General features: G+C 37.8%; 17 protein-coding genes. 11 read left to right on the plus strand and 6 right to left on the minus strand.

Annotated elements, in window-relative coordinates:
• The first annotated feature begins 62 nt into the window (after positions 1-62).
• Positions 63-1,343, plus strand: coding sequence for an MFS transporter (locus tag ACG94X_RS09675; protein WP_419383520.1), 1,281 nt, complete (start codon positions 63-65; stop codon positions 1,341-1,343).
• Positions 1,344-1,461: 118 nt separating this feature from the next.
• Here the strand turns inward: ACG94X_RS09675 and ACG94X_RS09680 are convergent, their stop codons facing one another.
• Entirely contained in the window at positions 1,462-1,920 is a 459-nt protein-coding gene (locus ACG94X_RS09680) for a DUF441 domain-containing protein (RefSeq protein WP_419383521.1), read from the minus strand.
• Between the two features lie 223 nt (positions 1,921-2,143).
• Here ACG94X_RS09680 and ACG94X_RS09685 point away from each other — a divergent pair, with 223 nt between their 5' ends.
• Entirely contained in the window at positions 2,144-2,869 is a 726-nt protein-coding gene (locus tag ACG94X_RS09685; protein ID WP_419383522.1) for a pseudouridine synthase, read from the plus strand.
• A gap of 201 nt (positions 2,870-3,070) precedes the next feature.
• On the opposite strand, the gene ACG94X_RS09690 is transcribed toward ACG94X_RS09685, so the two are convergent.
• From ACG94X_RS09690 to ACG94X_RS09700, 3 genes are all read right to left on the minus strand, one after another.
• On the minus strand, positions 3,071-3,514 hold the full coding sequence (locus ACG94X_RS09690) for a GNAT family N-acetyltransferase (RefSeq protein ID WP_419383523.1): 444 nt from the start codon (positions 3,512-3,514) through the stop codon (positions 3,071-3,073).
• A gap of 96 nt (positions 3,515-3,610) precedes the next feature.
• Positions 3,611-3,922 carry a type II toxin-antitoxin system RelB/DinJ family antitoxin gene (locus ACG94X_RS09695; protein WP_419383524.1) on the minus strand — a complete coding sequence of 104 codons (312 nt, stop codon included), beginning with the start codon at positions 3,920-3,922 and terminating at the stop codon, positions 3,611-3,613.
• A 105-nt stretch (positions 3,923-4,027) separates the two neighbouring features.
• Positions 4,028-4,945 carry a pseudouridine synthase gene (locus ACG94X_RS09700; protein WP_419383525.1) on the minus strand — a complete coding sequence of 306 codons (918 nt, stop codon included), beginning with the start codon at positions 4,943-4,945 and terminating at the stop codon, positions 4,028-4,030.
• 138 nt (positions 4,946-5,083) lie between these two features.
• Here ACG94X_RS09700 and tsaE point away from each other — a divergent pair, with 138 nt between their 5' ends.
• The 4 genes from tsaE to hfq all read left to right on the plus strand — a co-directional run bounded on the left by tsaE (position 5,084) and on the right by hfq (position 9,260).
• A complete protein-coding gene (gene tsaE, locus ACG94X_RS09705; protein WP_419383618.1) occupies positions 5,084-5,542 on the plus strand; it encodes a tRNA (adenosine(37)-N6)-threonylcarbamoyltransferase complex ATPase subunit type 1 TsaE in 459 nt (152 codons plus the stop codon).
• A 78-nt stretch (positions 5,543-5,620) separates the two neighbouring features.
• Entirely contained in the window at positions 5,621-7,681 is a 2,061-nt protein-coding gene (gene mutL, locus ACG94X_RS09710; protein ID WP_419383526.1) for a DNA mismatch repair endonuclease MutL, read from the plus strand.
• A 6-nt stretch (positions 7,682-7,687) separates the two neighbouring features.
• Entirely contained in the window at positions 7,688-8,632 is a 945-nt protein-coding gene (gene miaA / locus ACG94X_RS09715; protein WP_419383527.1) for a tRNA (adenosine(37)-N6)-dimethylallyltransferase MiaA, read from the plus strand.
• A 94-nt stretch (positions 8,633-8,726) separates the two neighbouring features.
• Positions 8,727-9,260 carry an RNA chaperone Hfq gene (hfq, locus tag ACG94X_RS09720; protein ID WP_419383528.1) on the plus strand — a complete coding sequence of 178 codons (534 nt, stop codon included), beginning with the start codon at positions 8,727-8,729 and terminating at the stop codon, positions 9,258-9,260.
• Between the two features lie 155 nt (positions 9,261-9,415).
• Here hfq and ACG94X_RS09725 read toward each other — a convergent pair whose 3' ends face one another.
• On the minus strand, positions 9,416-10,729 hold the full coding sequence (locus ACG94X_RS09725) for a peptidylprolyl isomerase (RefSeq protein WP_419383529.1): 1,314 nt from the start codon (positions 10,727-10,729) through the stop codon (positions 9,416-9,418).
• Complete coding sequence (locus ACG94X_RS09730) at positions 10,729-13,170, minus strand: LPS-assembly protein LptD (protein ID WP_419383619.1); 2,442 nt, start codon at positions 13,168-13,170, stop codon at positions 10,729-10,731. The genes ACG94X_RS09725 and ACG94X_RS09730 overlap by 1 nt, the downstream gene beginning before the upstream one ends.
• Positions 13,171-13,289: 119 nt before the next feature.
• On the opposite strand from ACG94X_RS09730, the gene ACG94X_RS09735 reads away from it, so the two are divergent.
• The 5 genes from ACG94X_RS09735 to ACG94X_RS09755 all read left to right on the plus strand — a co-directional run bounded on the left by ACG94X_RS09735 (position 13,290) and on the right by ACG94X_RS09755 (position 17,404).
• Positions 13,290-14,303 carry an aminoglycoside phosphotransferase family protein gene (locus ACG94X_RS09735; protein ID WP_419383530.1) on the plus strand — a complete coding sequence of 338 codons (1,014 nt, stop codon included), beginning with the start codon at positions 13,290-13,292 and terminating at the stop codon, positions 14,301-14,303.
• On the plus strand, positions 14,303-14,992 hold the full coding sequence (gene murU / locus ACG94X_RS09740; RefSeq protein ID WP_419383531.1) for an N-acetylmuramate alpha-1-phosphate uridylyltransferase MurU: 690 nt from the start codon (positions 14,303-14,305) through the stop codon (positions 14,990-14,992). Before ACG94X_RS09735 ends, murU begins: the two co-directional genes overlap by 1 nt.
• A gap of 85 nt (positions 14,993-15,077) precedes the next feature.
• Entirely contained in the window at positions 15,078-15,710 is a 633-nt protein-coding gene (gene rsmG, locus ACG94X_RS09745; RefSeq protein ID WP_419383532.1) for a 16S rRNA (guanine(527)-N(7))-methyltransferase RsmG, read from the plus strand.
• Positions 15,711-15,734: 24 nt separating this feature from the next.
• Positions 15,735-16,517: a ParA family protein gene (locus ACG94X_RS09750; protein ID WP_419383533.1), complete on the plus strand. Its 783-nt coding sequence runs from the start codon at positions 15,735-15,737 to the stop codon at positions 16,515-16,517.
• Positions 16,514-17,404, plus strand: a complete 891-nt coding sequence (locus ACG94X_RS09755; protein WP_419383534.1) for a ParB/RepB/Spo0J family partition protein — start codon at positions 16,514-16,516, stop codon at positions 17,402-17,404. Before ACG94X_RS09750 ends, ACG94X_RS09755 begins: the two co-directional genes overlap by 4 nt.
• Position 17,405 lies beyond the last annotated feature (1 nt).

A 17,405-nucleotide genomic window follows, 5' to 3' on the forward strand; every position in this document is an offset into this window, starting at 1 on the left:
CTTTTGTATTTATCGTTTATTTTTCATGTATATTTGAAATATTACATGAAAAGAGTTTTAAAATGTTAAAGCTATCCAAGGATATATGGATTATTTGCGCAGGATTTGTCGCAGCCATGCATATTGGAAAATTACCTCCTGTTGTACACATTTTACAAAATGAACTGCATATTAGTTTGATTCAAGCAGGTTTATTGCTGTCTCTAGTGCAGGGTGCAGGTATGTGTTTTGCATTATTACTTGGCAGTTATGTCGAAAGAATTGGCTTAAAAAATTGTATTGTTATTGGCTTGTTGCTTTTATTTAGTGCAAGTCTATGGGGGAGCTTTAGCCATGATATTTACTCATTATTATTACTCAGAATTGTTGAAGGATTTGGCTTTTTATTGGTGACTTTAAGTGCGCCCGCATACATTCGAAAACTGGTTCCTCCAGAACAAATTCATAAGAAAATGGGTGTTTGGAGTGCCTATATGGGCGGCGGTGTTGGTATTGCGATACTCATTTCACCTTACCTCATCGAATATTTTTATTGGCAAGGCGTTTGGATTTTCTTTGCCATATTATCGGTAATAATCGCTTTGATCATTTACAAGCAAGTCCCCAATGTTCAAGAGATAAATCAAGATTTAAGCCTTAAATATCGAGTGATTGAAAGTTCTGAGAATCAAACGGTGAATGCAAAAAATATCGATGTTAAACAATTAATAGCCATCACTTTAAAACATCCACCTGCTTGGATTTTGGCTATTATTTTTGCAACGTATACAGGGCAATGGTTAGGTTTAATTGGCTTTTTACCATCAATTTATCAGCAAAATCAGATTTCTTTACAAATGGCAGGGGTGCTGACTGCAATCGTTGCAATGAGTAATGCTGTTGGAACAGTATATTGTGGCCATTTGATTCAAAAGGGGATTAGACCTAAATATTTAATTCAAATTGGTTTTTTGATTCTAATTTTTTGCGCAATTGGTTTTTACGGCTTCAAGCAATTTTTACCATTCATTTTGCAATATGTTCTGGTTCTTAGCTTTTCATTGTTTGGCGGTTTTGTTGCCGCAGTCGTTTTTTCCCAAGCTTTGCATTTTGCAGTTCATCCTTTGGCAATTAGTACTACAATTGGGTTGATTTTACAATTATCAGCCATTTCACAACTTGTTTTACCGCCAAGTGTGGCTTTTATCGTTTCACAATTTGGCTCTTGGATCTGGGTAGGCGTACTGATGGCAATATTGTCATGCTGTGGAATCGTCTCTAGTCAGGTGTTATTCAAAACAAAATATAAACAAGTATCGCTAAAACAATCTTCTGGCATAGAGCGAGAGTTGCTTGGTGACTAAACTAAAAGGTGGTGATTGAGGTGAAACTAAAATTCAATCGATATTTCGAGCGAGCATACAATTTGAATCACCATCAAAATTTAAGTAAAGACGTGGGTAATTGACGTAAATAAACGGCTTAAGACTTACCAATTAATAAAGATAAAATACCTGCTGCAATCAATGGACCAACAGGAACGCCACGTAATAGTGCAACGCCTGCAACTGTACCAATTAATAAACCTGCAACAACATTGGGTTGGTTGGTCATCAACTGTACGCCACGACCGCCTAACCAAGCGACCAATAGCCCGATTGCAATTGCAGTTAAAGATTTCCAATGCATGAATGATTTTAAAATAACATCACCCGGAATTTTGCCACTTGCGATTGGGGTTAATACACCAATGGTTAAAATAATGACACCAACTTCTAAGCCATGTGTTTGTAATAAAGGAAAAAATTCACTTAAAGGTGTAATTCTAAATACAATTAATACTCCAGCAGCAATTGTGATCGCCGTGTTGTGGCTAAATACTCCACATGCAAGTAAAACGATTAGGACAATTAAGTTAAGGTCAAGACTGGAAAAACTCATCTAGATTCATCATTTTCAATTAATACTTGGTTTTATTATAACGAAAAGCCAAGTCAGGTTTGGAAAAGTCATGTGATTAAGAATATTAAAATAGCGATTATGATAGTTTTATGTGAAATGAATGTGTGATTTTATGTTGAATAGTCGATTTGTATGAGTTGTAACATCGCTATGTTGTTTATCCTCAGGTAAACTCCGCACTTCAAAAGAAAGGTTTAAATTTATGCTGTTGGAAAAAATGTTGCAATCACAAGGGTTCGGTACACGTAAAAATTGCCAACAGCTCATTCAAAATGCTGCAATTAAGATTCAAGATGACATCATCACAGATCCTAAATTTAGATTGGATTTACAAGATTTAGAATTTGAAGTGTATGGGAATACATTCCAATACCGTGAAAAAGTCTATATCGCTTTAAATAAACCGCAAAATTATGAATGTTCTCATCAAGCAACACATCATTTTAGCGTATTTGATTTGTTTGATGATGTGCTTAAGAATCGTGGATTGCAGTGCGTAGGGCGATTAGATCAAGATACAACGGGCTTGTTGTTGCTCACAGATGATGGGCAGTTTTTGCAAGCTTTGACGCACCCTAAAAAGCATGTGCCAAAAGTTTATCAAATCAAAACAATTGACCCGATTACAGATGAGCAAATTCAACAGCTTGAAAATGGTGTTGAATTACGTAATGAAAAAGGGAGTTTTGCCGCAACTGAAGTAACACGTATTGCAGAACATGAATTGAGTATGGCAATTCATCAAGGAGTTTATCATCAAGTTAAACGAATGCTCGCTGCCGTGGGTAATAAAGTAGAATCTTTACATCGTGGGCAAATTGGTCAGCTCAAATTAGCTGAACTGCCAGAAGGCGAATGGGTTTATTTAACTGAAGCGCAATTTGTTGCAGCAAAAAATACAGATATCAACTATTTCCAAACACTTTAATTGTTTGAAGTATTCATACTAGACCATTTGCGTAAGTTAAAAACAACCAACTATTTACAATTAAAGATGCTATAAAACCAATATTGGTGGTTTCTTCTCTTGCGCTATATATTGTCTGGGAGAAGGTTGGGATAAGGGGGATTTATCAACAAATCCTCTCCCTGAGCCTCTTCTTTAAAAGGAGAGGGAATTCCTACTTACTTATTTTAAAAAACAATGATAGGTTTGAAATTCGGTATCTTTTACAAAGCCCATTTTTTCATAAAGTTCGATCGAGTGATAATTATTTTTTTGCGTTTCTAAGCTAATTCTTAATGCATTGTCATGTCGTGCAAACAAAATTGCAGTATCAATGAGTTGCTTCGCTGAACCTTGTCTACGAAATACAGGGGTGACATAAACATCATCTAGAATATAATAACTAGAACAAGCTACAGAAGAAAAACCCTGATATAACAATACAAATCCTGTAAAAGTCTGATCTTTTATATGAATGAAAATAACACTTTCTTTATTTTCAAAGCGCTGTTTTAGAAAGTTGTAGGATTCTTTAATATTCGATGAAGTACCATAAAATTGACGATATTCATCAAATAAAACAGCAAGTTGGTTTAAGTCTTCTTTGCTCGCACGTCGCACGATCATGGATATACTCCTTGCAATGATTTTTTATCTTTGCAAAAGAGCATAACCAAAAAAAATCAATATGCGCTTAATTAATTGTTTTAAAATGCGACACTGTTAAATTTTGTCACTTTCACCCAAAATGGCATTCAGTTCTGCAAATAGGTCTTCATCGTCGTCTATTAAATCGTCAGAACGATGTGTTTGATCATTTTGCTGTTCTTGTTTCAGTTTTTTTAACTTTAACAATTGATCCATGTTGATGCTCTGATTTTCAATTGCGAAGGGGATCGATTTTGTAATCACCACTTGCTTAAAAAAAAGGCGAACTGCTTGAGCAGGCGTGATCCCCAGTTGTTTAAAAACGGCAAATGCCAGTTTTTTTTCTTGTGAATCAAGGCGTACTTGATAAACTTCCGTTTTTCTCATGTATTTGACCAAACAACATTAAGTTTGAATGCTTATTCTACTCAAAGCTTAAACAATTTCAATGTCTAATCATCAAAAAGTCATATATTTGTCATTACGAAATAATTACAGTGTCAATTCATACTCAGAACAAAAACACATAATTTGCTTTGTTAATGGGTCTAAGAACTCAATTTGTTTGGCTAGAAGTTGCAAGGGTTGTGAAAAATCATCGTCATTTTTGTGAACGACTGTTGGATAAAAAGGATCATTTTTGATTGGAATATTTAAATAATTCAAATGCACACGAAGCTGGTGTTGTTTACCTGTTAATGGTTTGAGTAAATATTTTGCCCAAGACTGGTTGCGTTCAAGTATTTCAATGTCTGTACTTGAATTGGCATTACCTGCAACCACTTGCATAGTGTAAAAAGGATGTCCTTTTTCCATTCTCAAATTGAGCTGACATGGAAAGGTAAGATTTGAATTGTAAGCTGCAATTGCGTGATAGATTTTTTTAACTTCTCGTTCGGCAAACATTTGCTGGTAAACACCGCGTGTAGCTTTATTTTTAGAAAATAATACAATACCTGCCGTTTCACGATCTAAGCGATGAATGGGTGTAAGCTGTTCATTTCCAGTGCTCTTTTTTAACCGAACGAGTAAGGTCTCCTGAACGTATTTTCCAGTCGGGCTAATAGTTAGAAAGTGCGGTTTGTCTACCACTAATAAGTCATTATTTTCAAAGATGATTTTTTCTAAGAATGGTACGTGGATTTCATGTTTCAAAAAGCGGTAATAATAAAGATGCGTATTGCTTTGTAAGGCACTTGCCACAGACAAGGTTTGACCTTGTATATTAAGGATTAATCCGTCTTCAAAGCGTTGTTGCCATTCATTTTTTTCGATATGAGGGAAGTGCTCACACAAATATTCAAAAGTTGTTTGATATTTTTGATTTGTAGATTCAATAAAGACTTTAGATGCAGTCACACCATTACGCATGGGCGGCTGGTATTCTGAAGCTGTAATGGGTTTTTTCATGATAGAGATAAAATCATAGATTTAAGGTAAGTTTGTATGTAGAAAAAGCAGATGAAATATTTTCCAAACAATGCGACATAGGTTTTAAAGCTGCGCAATGCTATCATAATGGCTGGTTGGAATCATGTCGTGAGTGCTATGCAATATTCAAGTAAATTAAGCCTGAACAATGAACAGGATACGCAAAAACTGGCGCAAAAACTGGCGCAAAACATTGCAAATGGCGTAATTTATTTAATCGGCGATTTAGGTGCAGGAAAAACCACGTTAACACGGTATTGGCTACAAAATTTAGGTCATCAAGGTGCGGTAAAAAGCCCAACGTATACTTTGGTTGAACCGTATAAAATTCATGGAAAAGACATTTTTCATTTCGATTTATATCGCTTAAATGATCCGTATGAACTTGAATTAATGGGTATTCGTGATTATTTAGATATTCCAAATGCTTTATTTTTGTTTGAGTGGCCATCTAAAGGTGGTGAAGAAATTCCTCAAGCAGATCATATTATCGAAATTCATAAAACTGATGATGAAAAGGCTCGTGAAGTAACCATTAACAGTATTTCTGCTGAATTAATCAAAGCCTTAAATTGATTGCGTACATACATGAAGTATGTCGTGAACAATCTCATTTTTAAATCTATAGATCATTATTCATTTTAGGTTAATTGAATGCTACGTGAAGAAATTAGTTTAAGACGTATTCAAACTTTAAATCCTGCTTTGGCGAACCAAATTGCCGCAGGTGAAGTGATTGAGCGCCCATCCTCCGTGGTCAAAGAGTTGTTGGAAAACTCGATTGATGCAGGGGCGACTGAACTGATTATTCGTGTGGCGCAAGGTGGCAGTACGCTCATTGAAATTATTGACAATGGACGGGGCATTCATGCAGATGATTTGCCATTATCTGTAACACGGCATGCAACCAGTAAAATTCAAACCGCAGAAGATTTGCAAGCTATTATTAGCTTAGGCTTTCGTGGTGAGGCATTGGCTTCAATTGCAGCGGTTTCAAGGCTAACACTGACCAGTAGTCAAGATGATTCGGGGATCGGTTATCAGCTTGAAGTGAATGGAACGGCTTTTGATCAGCAAGATATTCAAGCGGTTGCTGCACAGCAAGGCACACATATCCGTATACAAGATTTATTTTTTAATGTGCCTGCGCGTCGTAAATTTTTAAAAAAACCAACGACAGAATTTGGGCATATAGAAGAAATTGTTCGTCGTATGGCTTTGACTCATTTCGATATTCGATTTGTGTTAGAACATAATGATAACATTCGTTTAAATCTTCCTATTGCAGATAGTGGCGAATTACGTTTCCAACGGGTTCAACAACTTTTAGGTCGCCAATTTACCGAAAATGCCTATTGGATTGATGCAGATAGTATCAGTATGCGTCTATCCGGTTGGCTCGGTCATCCATCTGATGCACGTGTTCAATCAGATCTACAATATGTCTATGTGAATGGTCGTGTTGTTAAAGATAAAACTATTTCCCATGCATTAAGAATGGCTTACGATGGAATTTTGCATGGTCATCAACATGCAGCTTATTTACTGTTTTTAGAAGTAGATCCTGAAAATATTGATGTGAATGTGCATCCAACTAAGCATGAAATTCGCTTTCTAAATCAACGTGAAGTGCATGAATTTGTACGACATTATGCCAAAGCAACTTTAGCGCAATTTCAAACGGCAACAGCTGAATTGTCTTCTGCAATGAAGCAAGATGACACGACCGAAAATCAATGGCAACAACAGCCACGCCATCAGGAGCAATTTCAATTACATCGTGATACGAATAACGTACAGGGAAACCAGCAGTCGAATACAAGCTCTGAAAATAGCCTAAGCAATACTGGTTCAATTGCAAATCAAGTCGTCAGTGATGGACTGAATGATTTCAGTACATATCAGCCACAAGCGATTCATTATCAACAAAATCAATCGCAACAGTCTCAACTACAGTATCGTGGAACACAGCAACTCAATAATGCTTTAAAAAGCTATCTCGCTCCATTACGTGAAACGGATGGTTCAAATGCCAATCCTATTTATGATGCAGAAAATCTTTCAGATCAAGACTCTTATAATCGTTCTGTAGATGCTATTTCAAATCAGGCGACATCATATGTAGATGAATATCCGCTTGGTATTGCGATTGCACAACTGCATGGTATTTATATACTTTCACAGAATACTGAAGGTTTGATCATTGTTGATATGCATGCAGCACATGAACGAATTTTGTTGCAACAAATGAAACTGGCTTGGGATAAACCTGAATTTTGGACTTCACAGCAATTGCTTATTCCTAAAGTCATTTCAATTACACGTATGCAAGCGACCCGTATTGATGAATTAAAGTCTCAATTGGAGCGATTGGGCTTAGATGTAGATCAATATGGTGATGAGCAAGTAATTGTTCGAGGTGTTCCTGCCATTTTACACAAGGCCGATTTTGACTCGCTTGTGCCAAAATTACTCAATGACTTAGACCCCAATGATGAAGCGCAGGCATTGCAACAAAAGCGTGATCATATTTTAGCGGGTATGGCATGTCATGGAGCGGTTCGAGCCCATCGTATGCTCAGTCTTTCGGAAATGAATGCTTTGCTGCGCCAAATGGAACAAACTGAATTTGCGAGTCAATGTAATCATGGGCGTCCGACATGGCGTGCATTTCCATTGTCACAGCTTGATAAATTATTTGCTCGAGGAGAGTAGTTTTACATGTCAAATCAATTGCCCGTCATCAACTTAATGGGGCCAACAGCGAGCGGGAAAACCGCTTTGGCATGTGAGCTTTTTGAGCGAGGCGGTTATGAGCTCATATCCGTCGATTCTGCATTAGTTTTTAAAGATATGAATATTGGTACCGCTAAACCTTCAAAAGAGGAGCAGGCGCGCTATCCGCATCATTTAATCGACATTATTAGCCCACTTGAAGTCTATTCTGCTGCTGAATTTGTCGAAGATTCAAGCCGCTTAATTGATGAAATTCATGGTAAGGGTAAGACACCGATTCTAGTGGGTGGAACAATGCTGTATTTCAAAGCATTACTGGAAGGTTTGTCTAGTAATTTACCCAGTGCAGATTATGAAATTCGTGCAGCGATAGAGCTAAAGGCAGAAGCTGAAGGGTGGCAAGCAGTTTATGATGAATTAAAGTCAGTTGATCCGCTCGCAGGTGAAAAATTTAAAGTCAGTGATAAGCAGCGTATTATTCGTGCATTAGAAGTTTATAAAATTACTGGACAGGCCATTACACAATTACAAGCAGAACAACCTAAAAAGCAACCATATCGCTATAATTTCCATAATTATGCATTACTCCCTGACCGCGTAGAATTGCACAAACGTATTGAGACTCGTTTGGAAAAAATGTGGGAAATCGGATTTTTAAATGAGGTTGAGAATCTTATGAATAAATACGATCTAGATGAGGATTTGCCCGCTTTTCGTTCTGTAGGCTATCGCCAAGCTATTGATTTTTTAAAAAACAGCGACTTGAGTCAAGAAAGTAAACTTGAAATGCAAAATAAATCGCTATATGCGACACGACAATTAGCAAAACGTCAATACACTTGGTTACGTTCGTTGCAAGAATTACACCATTTTAAAACTTATTTAACGATAAGCCGAGCTCAAGAAGACTTGCGAAACTTATACGGATAAAGCAAAATTTAGCTACTACCTTTTTTATAAATTTTAATTGAAAAATAAAGGTAGTTTTTGCGCTGAATTTTTAATTTTTTTTTTGGAGTATAAAATGTCTAAAGGTCAAACTTTACAAGATCCGTTCTTAAATTCTCTCCGTAAAGAACGTATTCCAGTTTCTATTTTTCTTGTAAATGGTATCAAATTACAAGGTCATATTGAATCTTTTGACCAATACGTTGTTTTGTTGAAAAATACAGTAAGCCAAATGGTTTACAAACACGCTATTTCAACGGTTGTTCCAGCACGTAATCCACGTCCTGCTGGTGCTCCTGCTGGTGCTCCACAAGGCGCTGTTGGCGGCTTCGGTGGTCAACCAACTGGCGGCTTTGGCGGTCAACCTGGTGGCTTCGGTGGTCAAGGTGGCTTCGGCGGTGGTCAACCTGGTGGCTTCGGCGGTCAAGGCGGCTTCGGCGGTCAAGGTGGTGGCTTCGGCGGTCAAGGCGGTTTCGGCGGTCAAGGCGGTGGCTTCGGCGGTGGTCAACCTGGTGGCTTCGGTGGTCAAGGTGGCTTCGGTGGTCAAGGTGCTGACTTTGGTGGCGAAACTAAATTTGAAGATTCACAAGAAGACGAAAACAATCGTTAATTTTTATTAAATTAATGATGTAAAAAAGGCGCCTCATGGCGTCTTTTTTATATCAGGAGATTGACTGCAAATCTTATAGGGATAATTGGATGAGTCGGTAGACTAAAATAAAACCAGTCATTTAGACTGGTTTTATTTTAGTATCTTTAAGTAACTTAGTTACTTGATTTTGGATCTAAGTTAGGATCTTTGATTTCGATATAGGTGTTTGCACGTAACTCACGTAACCAACTGTCAAACTCAGACTCGAATTGACGCTCTCCTAAAGTTTGGCGTGCTAGACGTTTTTGATATTCACCGGTCATATCTTGTTGGCGTGTACCTGTTACTTGCAGAATGTGCCAGCCGAATTGTGTTTCAAAAGGTTGGCTGATTTCGTTAACAGTAATACTTTGCATCGTTTTGTCAAATTCTGGCACCATCATACCTGGGCTGACCCAACCTAAGCTACCACCATCACGTGCTGAACCAGGATCACCTGAGTAAGTTGAGGCAAGTGTTGCAAAGTCAGTGCCTGCTTTTAAACGATTATAAATGCTATCAATCATTTGTTTAGCATTTTCAGGGCTAACCACTTCAGAGGTTTTAATCAGAATATGACGAGTATTGTATTGTGGGACTAATGCTTTTTTGTCGTCTGATTTCTTTTCTAATAATTTAAGAACATGAATTCCGTCTTTCGCTTTAATCAACTCAGTCGTTTGACCAATTTCCAATGTACTTACGCGCGCAGCAAGTTCAGCCGGAATTTCTGAAAGGGGACGGAAACCCATATCTGCACCATCAACTTTTATTTGGGCAGTTGTGAATTTTTTTTCTAAATCTTTGACATCATTGCTGTTTTTTAAGCCGCCACGAACAGCTTTAGCAGTATTGTCTAACTCTTCAGCAGAAGCATTTCCTGATATGCGCATGTGTAATACATGTGCTTGGCTGCCTACAGCGGCTTGACCTTCTGGTGATTTTAAAAAGTTATCGACGTCTAAATCTGTAATTTTGATACGTGACATCACTTGTTGTTGGCTCAGTTTCTGAATCAATAAGTCTTCTGAAATGCGACTACGTAATAATTCATATGTCCCAGGCGCAACAGAGTCTAATTTTTTTTGGAATGCTTCTAATGACGGCGCGCCAGATTGTTGCGCAATTCTGAGTACCGCATCATTTAAGCTTTTTTCATCTGCTTTTAAACCGTATTTTTTGACTTGTTCAAGTTGTGCATCATGAGTGATTAATTGATTTAAAACTTGAGTCTGTAAAATATTAGTGGGTGGAATAGGCTTATTTTGAGCTTGCAATTTATGGACTGCTTCAGCTACACCTTGATCTAAATCACTTTTTAAAATTGCTGTTGAACCAACAATTGCAATAATTTGATCTTGTGGTGCCGCATGGAGCGAAATAGAGGTAGAAATTAACAAAGCTAAGGTTGATGCTTTAAATAAACTTTTAAATTTTTGCGTCTTCATTAATGTGTCCAAGATTGATTAGCTTTATCAAAACCTAAAATACGATTTTCAAGTAGTGAGCTTAATTTGTTGTTCAAACCACCAAGTCCTTTTAAGGTGATTTCAGCCATCACAGCGCGTTTAGGTTTTGTATCTGGAAGAGAAACATCATCTAAATCATTGAAGTATGAGCGACCATACACTGAAACTCCCCAGCAACAAGACTCATAATTCACACCCAATAAGTATTCACGTGCGACATGATTGTCAAGATCATATTGAACATGACCCATGATACGCCAATTGTCTTTTACGGGTTGTATAAATGATGCAACTGCTTGATCGTATTGATCTTGGCGGTCTGGCAGGTTATTTCGATAGAAATAACCGACATTGTAGAGATTGCCTTTTGCGCCTGTGTAATACAATTGGAAGTCGTGTTGGGCACTATCACCATTCGACATCCACGCAGAATTGGTATTAATGGTGAAATTTTGTGAAAGTTGACTAGAGAGACTGATTACGGGGCCAGTACGTTTTTCTGTATCAAAGTCATCTGCCTTGTTGAGCAGTGTAACTTTACGGTCATCAAAGTAAAAACTTTGACCAACACTCGCTCTTAAGCGTTCCAATCCAACTGTATCAAATAAGCTATAACTCATACCGAGCGACAAGAAGTTGTTATCTTCTAAGCGGTCATGCCCATAAAAACGATTCGGGCTGAACAATTGGTCATAGCCAATAGATGCTGTGGTTGAGTCGAAATTCGGATTACCATCTTGGTTTTTATAAGGTGCATATGCATAGAATGCACGCGGTGTAATGGTTTGTAAGAATTTACCATCTTTTTCGAAAGTTAACCCAGTATCCAATGTGAATTGAGGCACAGTAATGGATTTGGTTTTATTATCTGTTCCAAGTGCTAATTCTGTTTCTTGGTCATAGAAGGTATTTAAACTACGAATAGAAACTTCAGGAATGGCAAATGCCCATGGATTTCGGAAATTATAGCGTGTCGCGAATTGGTTGTATAAGCGCGTACCACTTGGTTGGGTAATCTGGTTGGTGTTGCTATCGTTAATATCTTTTTTGAAATAGGCAGTATCGTTATTGTATTCGTATTCCCAACCTTGTGGATTACCACCAATATAATTTAATAAAAATTGTGGTAAACGTGCATAAGGTTTATCTACATCGGAAATGGTTTTATCCAAAGTTTGGAAGTCTTCCACTTTAAATTGTGCTTTCAGTCCTGGAATGCCATGTGCATAATTTAATTCCCATGCACGGCGTTGGTTCAGCTCGGTACGTGAGTTTGGATTACTGTCTAGATCTGAAAAGAAATCTTTATCAGAAACATAGTTGTATTCTACATTTGTTGACCATTGCTCACTGATTTGCCAATTATGCAGTAAATGTAAATCTGAGCGGTCTTCATCATTATATTCACGGTCTGAAGGTAAATAGCTACCCCAAACACTGCCTGCACCGAAATTTTCAGTTAAATAACGGAATTCGCCTTGTGCCATTAAACCACGGTCAGTGATTAAGCGTGGGGTAATGGTGGCATCATAATTGGGTGCTAAATTTAGATAAACAGGAACTGCAACTTCAAAACCGCCGTCATTGGTAAAACCGAAACTTGGATTCAAAATCCCTGTTGTTCTGCGGTCATCAATGGGGAAGTTGAAATAAGGCACAGCTAAGACGGGAACATCTTTGACATAAAGTTTAGTTCCACGTGTTACCCCACGACCTGTTTCTTGGTCAATTTTAATTGTATCCGCTTGAATTTTCCAAGTTGGTTTTTCATCGGGTGGGCAAGTGGTATAGCTAGCTTTTTCTAAAATAATTTGAGTCGGCGAGATTTTATCAATTTTTTGAGCATGACCATGTGCATGCGTCAATTCAGCAATATAGAAACTATTATTGAGCTGACCTGTTCCGCTTTTTAGGTTGTAATCAATTTCATCACTTTGCGCAATAATACCACCTTGCGCCATCTGCACATTGCCTTTGGCTTTGGCAAAAGTTTGAGTTTTATCAATAGTCACTTCGTTGGCACGAATCATACGACCAGATTGGTCAATCATCACATCGCCAGAAAGGACTGAATCACCATTTGGATTGTAATAAGCATTATCAGCTGTGACAACAGATGTGCCATCTTCAGGGCTTGTTGCTTTGGATTGGCTGTTAAAGGGCGTAATCCAAACTCCTTCACAGTAATGATTGCTTGTATTTTTTGTATGGCGAACTTGTGCTTCTGGTGAATTTTTATCGACATAATATTGTTCAAAGAAATTTTGACCTGCAAAACTTTCTTTAATTGCGGATTTTAACTGCGTATTGTTAACTTCCGAAACATTTTCCGTAGATTCAGCATAGCTAGACACAGAACTTCCGCAAAGAAGTGTCAAAATGGCTGTCGCTAAAGGATTAAACTTAAACTGATGCTTCATTTGTTTCATTAACCAACTATGCAAATCGCAATTAATTATTGTCGCATGATAGAGAAAAAGTTGATAAGTAGCTACACTTAGGGCTTCAAAAATGCAGCCTGAATTAGATTTAATTGCAAATGAATACACAACGTGAACAAACAATACAAACTTGGATTACATCTGTACTTAATTCAGATCAATTTCAAATCAACTTTTTAGCTGGCGATGCGAGTTTCCGTCGTTATGCACGAATTAGCTTGAATAATAAAACATTTATGTTGATGGATGCACCTCCTGAGAAGGAAGATTGTCGTCCTTTTGTGTCTATAGATGAATTCTTTGATAAAAATGGTGTACGCGTACCCCATATTGTCGCAAAAGATTTAGAACAAGGGTTTCTACTGATTGAAGATTTTGGTGATGTTTTACTGTCTACTTTACTCAATGATCAGACCGTAGATGCACATTATGAACAGAGCTTTAAACAGTTAATTCAATTACAATCTATTGATGGTGTTGATCATTTCCCTGCCTATACTTACGACAAGCTGATTTCGGAAATGACGTTGCTGACCGATTGGTTGTTGCCATCTTTACAGATCCAACCAACTGAAGCAGAACAGGCTTTAATCAAACGTACTTTTGCAATACTTGCCAATGCCGCTTTAGCGCAGCCTCAAGTGATTGTACATCGTGATTTTCATAGCCGTAATCTGATGATTCTAAAAGATGAAACAGAACAAGGTGTGATTGATTTTCAGGATGCGGTGATTGGTGCGGATACTTATGACTTGATTTCGATTACCCGTGATGCCTACGTACAGTGGGGTCCTGAACGTGTCTATACATGGTTCAAAGTGTTCTATGATCTATTGCCGAATTCTGCAAAAGAAGGGCGTGATTTTGAACAGTTTAAACAAGATGCTGATTTAATGGCGATTCAACGTCACATCAAAATTTTAGGTATTTTTGTGCGCCTATTTGAACGTGATGGGAAATCGGGATATTTGAAAGATTTACCGCGTGTTATGTGGTATTTACTTGAAGAAAGTAAGCCGTATGCAGAATTACAACCATTCATGAATTTCATTCATGCTAAAGTTTTGCCGAAATTTGAAGATAAATTTGGTAAATACGAGGTTGTTGCTTAATGAAGGCGATGATTTTAGCAGCAGGTTTAGGCAATCGTATGCGTCCTTTGACGTTATATAAACCTAAACCTTTGCTTGAAGTAGGTGGGAAGGCTTTAATTGTTTGGCACATCGAAAAACTAAAAAATATTGGTGTGACTGAAATTATTATCAATTCTGCATGGTTGGCAGATGTTTTGATCGGCACGTTAGGTGATGGCTCGCAGTTTGGAGTGACTATTCGCTGGACACGTGAAGATCAAGGTTTGGAAACGGCTGGCGGTATTATCAATGCTTTGCCTTTATTAGGTGCAGAGCCGTTCATACTTGTGAATGGTGATGTGTGGACGACTTTTGATTTTGCTTCGCTTCTAGATGTGAATTTGGATGATGATCTAGCACATTTGGTTTTTGTGGCTAATCCAGAGCAGCATCCAAATGGTGATTTTACTTTGGCTGATGGTCGTGCATATACATTCGATCAGCAGCAACAGGGTGAAAATTTAACATTTAGTGGAGTGTCTATTATCCATCCAAAAATGTTTGATGGTTTGGAAAATGGTAAGCGACCGCTTGCACCTTTGCTGAAACAAGGCATGTCGGATGGTCGGGTTTCTGCCGAAAAAATGCAGAGCGCATGGGTTGATGTAGGAACACCTGAGCGTTTAACTGCCTTAGATTTGCAAATTAGACAGGGTCAACACAACTAAGTGTGTATTAACTCGTCGTTAAGTACTGTTCCACGGACTAGAAATCGGTATACTTTCTACAAATTTTTTTGAGATGTAATATATTATGCATCCATTTTTTCCAGAGCTAAAGCAAGGCAGTCAACAGCTTGGGCTAGAACTAAGTGAAGAAGCACTAAATTTGCTTTTGAAGTATCAAGATGCGTTAGCCTTGTGGAACAAAGCTTATAATTTAACGGCAATCCGTGATCCTAAAGAAATGTTGGTTAAACATTTGTTGGATAGTTTAAGTATTTTAAATGATTTGCCCGCGGGTCGATTACTTGATATTGGTACAGGTGGTGGAATGCCAGGCATGATTATTGCCTTATGCCAACCCGATCGCCAATGTGTTTTATTAGATTCAAATGGTAAGAAAATTCGTTTTCTTAAACAGTTTATTGCAGATTTAAAATTAAAAAATGTAATTGCTGTCCAAACCCGTGTTGAAAATGAAGACATGATTCAAGAGTTGGGTCAGTTTGATGTGATTACCAGTCGTGCTTTTGCATCACTCACAGATTTCATTACAGCATCTACGCCTTATATGAATGCAAGTAGTGTGATTGCCTCGATGAAAGGCTTAGTTCCCACAGATGAAATTGAATTACATAAAAATCAATTTAGTTGCAAAATCATTGAATTAAAAGTGCCACGCTTAGATGAACAACGACACTTACTTTTACTCAAACAAATTTAAAACAAACTAAGGATTGGGGTTACCATGGCTCAAATTATTGCTATCGCAAACCAAAAAGGTGGCGTAGGTAAAACCACAACAGCCGTGAATTTGGCTGCCTCTTTAGCCGTCTTAAAAAAACGTGTTTTATTGGTCGATATGGACTCTCAGGGCAATGCCACGATGGGTTCTGGAATTCAAAAAAATGATTTGCTTTATTCAGTAACCGACGTGTTATTGGGTGAAGTTTCAATTGAAACAGCAATCAGTAAAGCAGAAGTTGGTTATAAAGTTCTAGGTTCAAACCGTGATTTGGCAGGTGTTGAACTTGCAATTGCAGATCAAGAAGGGCGTGAATTTATTTTACGTGAAGCCTTGAAGCAAATTGAAAAAGACTATGATTATATTATTGTCGATTGTGCACCGAGTTTGAGTCTGATTACAGTCAACGCATTAGCTGCTGTTCATTCTGTAATGATTCCGATGCAATGTGAATATTATGCATTGGAAGGTTTGGCAGATCTTACGCAAACCATTGATAAGATTCAGCAAGCTTTAAACCCTGATTTAGAAATTATCGGTGTATTACGTACCATGTATGATGCACGTAATGCATTAACACGTGATGTTTCTGAGGAATTAGAACAGTATTTTGGTAAGAAGCTATATGATACTGTGATTCCGAGAAATGTACGTCTTGCAGAAGCACCTGCTCATGGTTTGCCGATTATTTATTTTGAAAAAAGCTCAAAAGGTGCAATTGCATATTTAAATTTAGCAGCTGAAATGTTGAAAAAAAACAAAGTGAAAAAAGGAAGTAACGCATGACCGTTAAAAAAAGAGGGTTGGCTAAGGGTCGTGGATTAGATGCATTATTAGGTTCAATCCAAAAAGAAAAATTACAGCTCGAAGTTCAGGCACTTGATCATGGTCAGCTCAAACAGATTGATGTGAATCATTTAAAACGTGGGGCTTATCAACCCCGTCGTTTTATTGATGAAAATGAGTTGCAAGAGTTGGCAGCATCGATTCAAAAACATGGTGTGATGCAGCCGATTGTGATTCGTCCAATCGAAGATAGTGAGACACCTTACGAAATTATTGCAGGTGAACGTCGTTGGAGAGCTGCTAAACTCGCAGGTCTAGCTGAAATCCCTGCGATTGTTCGTGATTTGACAGATCAAGTCGCAATTGCTTTGGCATTGATTGAAAATATTCAGCGTCAAGATTTGAACCCGATAGATCAAGCTTTGGCTTTACAGCGTTTTCATGAAGAGTTTGGTCTGAGTCATCAAGAGATTGCGGATACTGTAGGCAAAGCACGTACCACGGTGAGTAATTTATTGCGTTTGTTAAGTCTTGCTGATGAAATTAAAGACTTAATGCAACAAGGTCAATTGGACATGGGGCATGCCCGTGCCATCTTGACGATGAAAGCCAAAGATCAAATACAAATTGCAAAAATTGTTATTGATAAAAGTTTATCTGTTCGTCAAACAGAACAGTTGGTACGTGATTGGAATACGCCAAAGCAGGATAAGTTGAAAGATCCACAAGCACCCGATGTGCAGCAACTTACACAAAAGTTGTCTGAGCGTTTTAGTGCAAGTGTGAAATTAGACTACAACAAACAGGGTAAAGGAAAACTCGTCATTAGCTACAATTCACTTGATGAGTTGGATGGTATTTTAAACATCTGTTTAATAGAAAAATAAT

Origin of the sequence: Acinetobacter psychrotolerans (genome assembly GCF_048552595.1) — a bacterium.
Taxonomy (GTDB): Bacteria; Pseudomonadota; Gammaproteobacteria; order Pseudomonadales; family Moraxellaceae; genus Acinetobacter.

Bases quoted from the DNA above. Each gene is read 5' to 3' on its own strand.
- murU (WP_419383531.1), top strand. From the start codon at position 14,303: ATGAAGGCGATGATTTTAGCAGCAGGTTTAGGCAATCGTATGCGTCCT.
- mutL (WP_419383526.1), top strand. From the start codon at position 5,621: ATGCTACGTGAAGAAATTAGTTTAAGACGTATTCAAACTTTAAATCCT.
- ACG94X_RS09725 (WP_419383529.1), bottom strand. From the start codon at position 10,729: ATGAAGACGCAAAAATTTAAAAGTTTATTTAAAGCATCAACCTTAGCT.
- ACG94X_RS09735 (WP_419383530.1), top strand. From the start codon at position 13,290: ATGAATACACAACGTGAACAAACAATACAAACTTGGATTACATCTGTA.
- ACG94X_RS09700 (WP_419383525.1), bottom strand. From the start codon at position 4,945: ATGAAAAAACCCATTACAGCTTCAGAATACCAGCCGCCCATGCGTAAT.
- ACG94X_RS09750 (WP_419383533.1), top strand. From the start codon at position 15,735: ATGGCTCAAATTATTGCTATCGCAAACCAAAAAGGTGGCGTAGGTAAA.
- miaA (WP_419383527.1), top strand. From the start codon at position 7,688: ATGTCAAATCAATTGCCCGTCATCAACTTAATGGGGCCAACAGCGAGC.
- ACG94X_RS09695 (WP_419383524.1), bottom strand. From the start codon at position 3,922: ATGAGAAAAACGGAAGTTTATCAAGTACGCCTTGATTCACAAGAAAAA.
- ACG94X_RS09755 (WP_419383534.1), top strand. From the start codon at position 16,514: ATGACCGTTAAAAAAAGAGGGTTGGCTAAGGGTCGTGGATTAGATGCA.
- hfq (WP_419383528.1), top strand. From the start codon at position 8,727: ATGTCTAAAGGTCAAACTTTACAAGATCCGTTCTTAAATTCTCTCCGT.
- ACG94X_RS09730 (WP_419383619.1), bottom strand. From the start codon at position 13,170: ATGAAGCATCAGTTTAAGTTTAATCCTTTAGCGACAGCCATTTTGACA.
- tsaE (WP_419383618.1), top strand. From the start codon at position 5,084: ATGCAATATTCAAGTAAATTAAGCCTGAACAATGAACAGGATACGCAA.
- ACG94X_RS09685 (WP_419383522.1), top strand. From the start codon at position 2,144: ATGCTGTTGGAAAAAATGTTGCAATCACAAGGGTTCGGTACACGTAAA.
- ACG94X_RS09680 (WP_419383521.1), bottom strand. From the start codon at position 1,920: ATGAGTTTTTCCAGTCTTGACCTTAACTTAATTGTCCTAATCGTTTTA.
- rsmG (WP_419383532.1), top strand. From the start codon at position 15,078: ATGCATCCATTTTTTCCAGAGCTAAAGCAAGGCAGTCAACAGCTTGGG.
- ACG94X_RS09690 (WP_419383523.1), bottom strand. From the start codon at position 3,514: ATGATCGTGCGACGTGCGAGCAAAGAAGACTTAAACCAACTTGCTGTT.
- ACG94X_RS09675 (WP_419383520.1), top strand. From the start codon at position 63: ATGTTAAAGCTATCCAAGGATATATGGATTATTTGCGCAGGATTTGTC.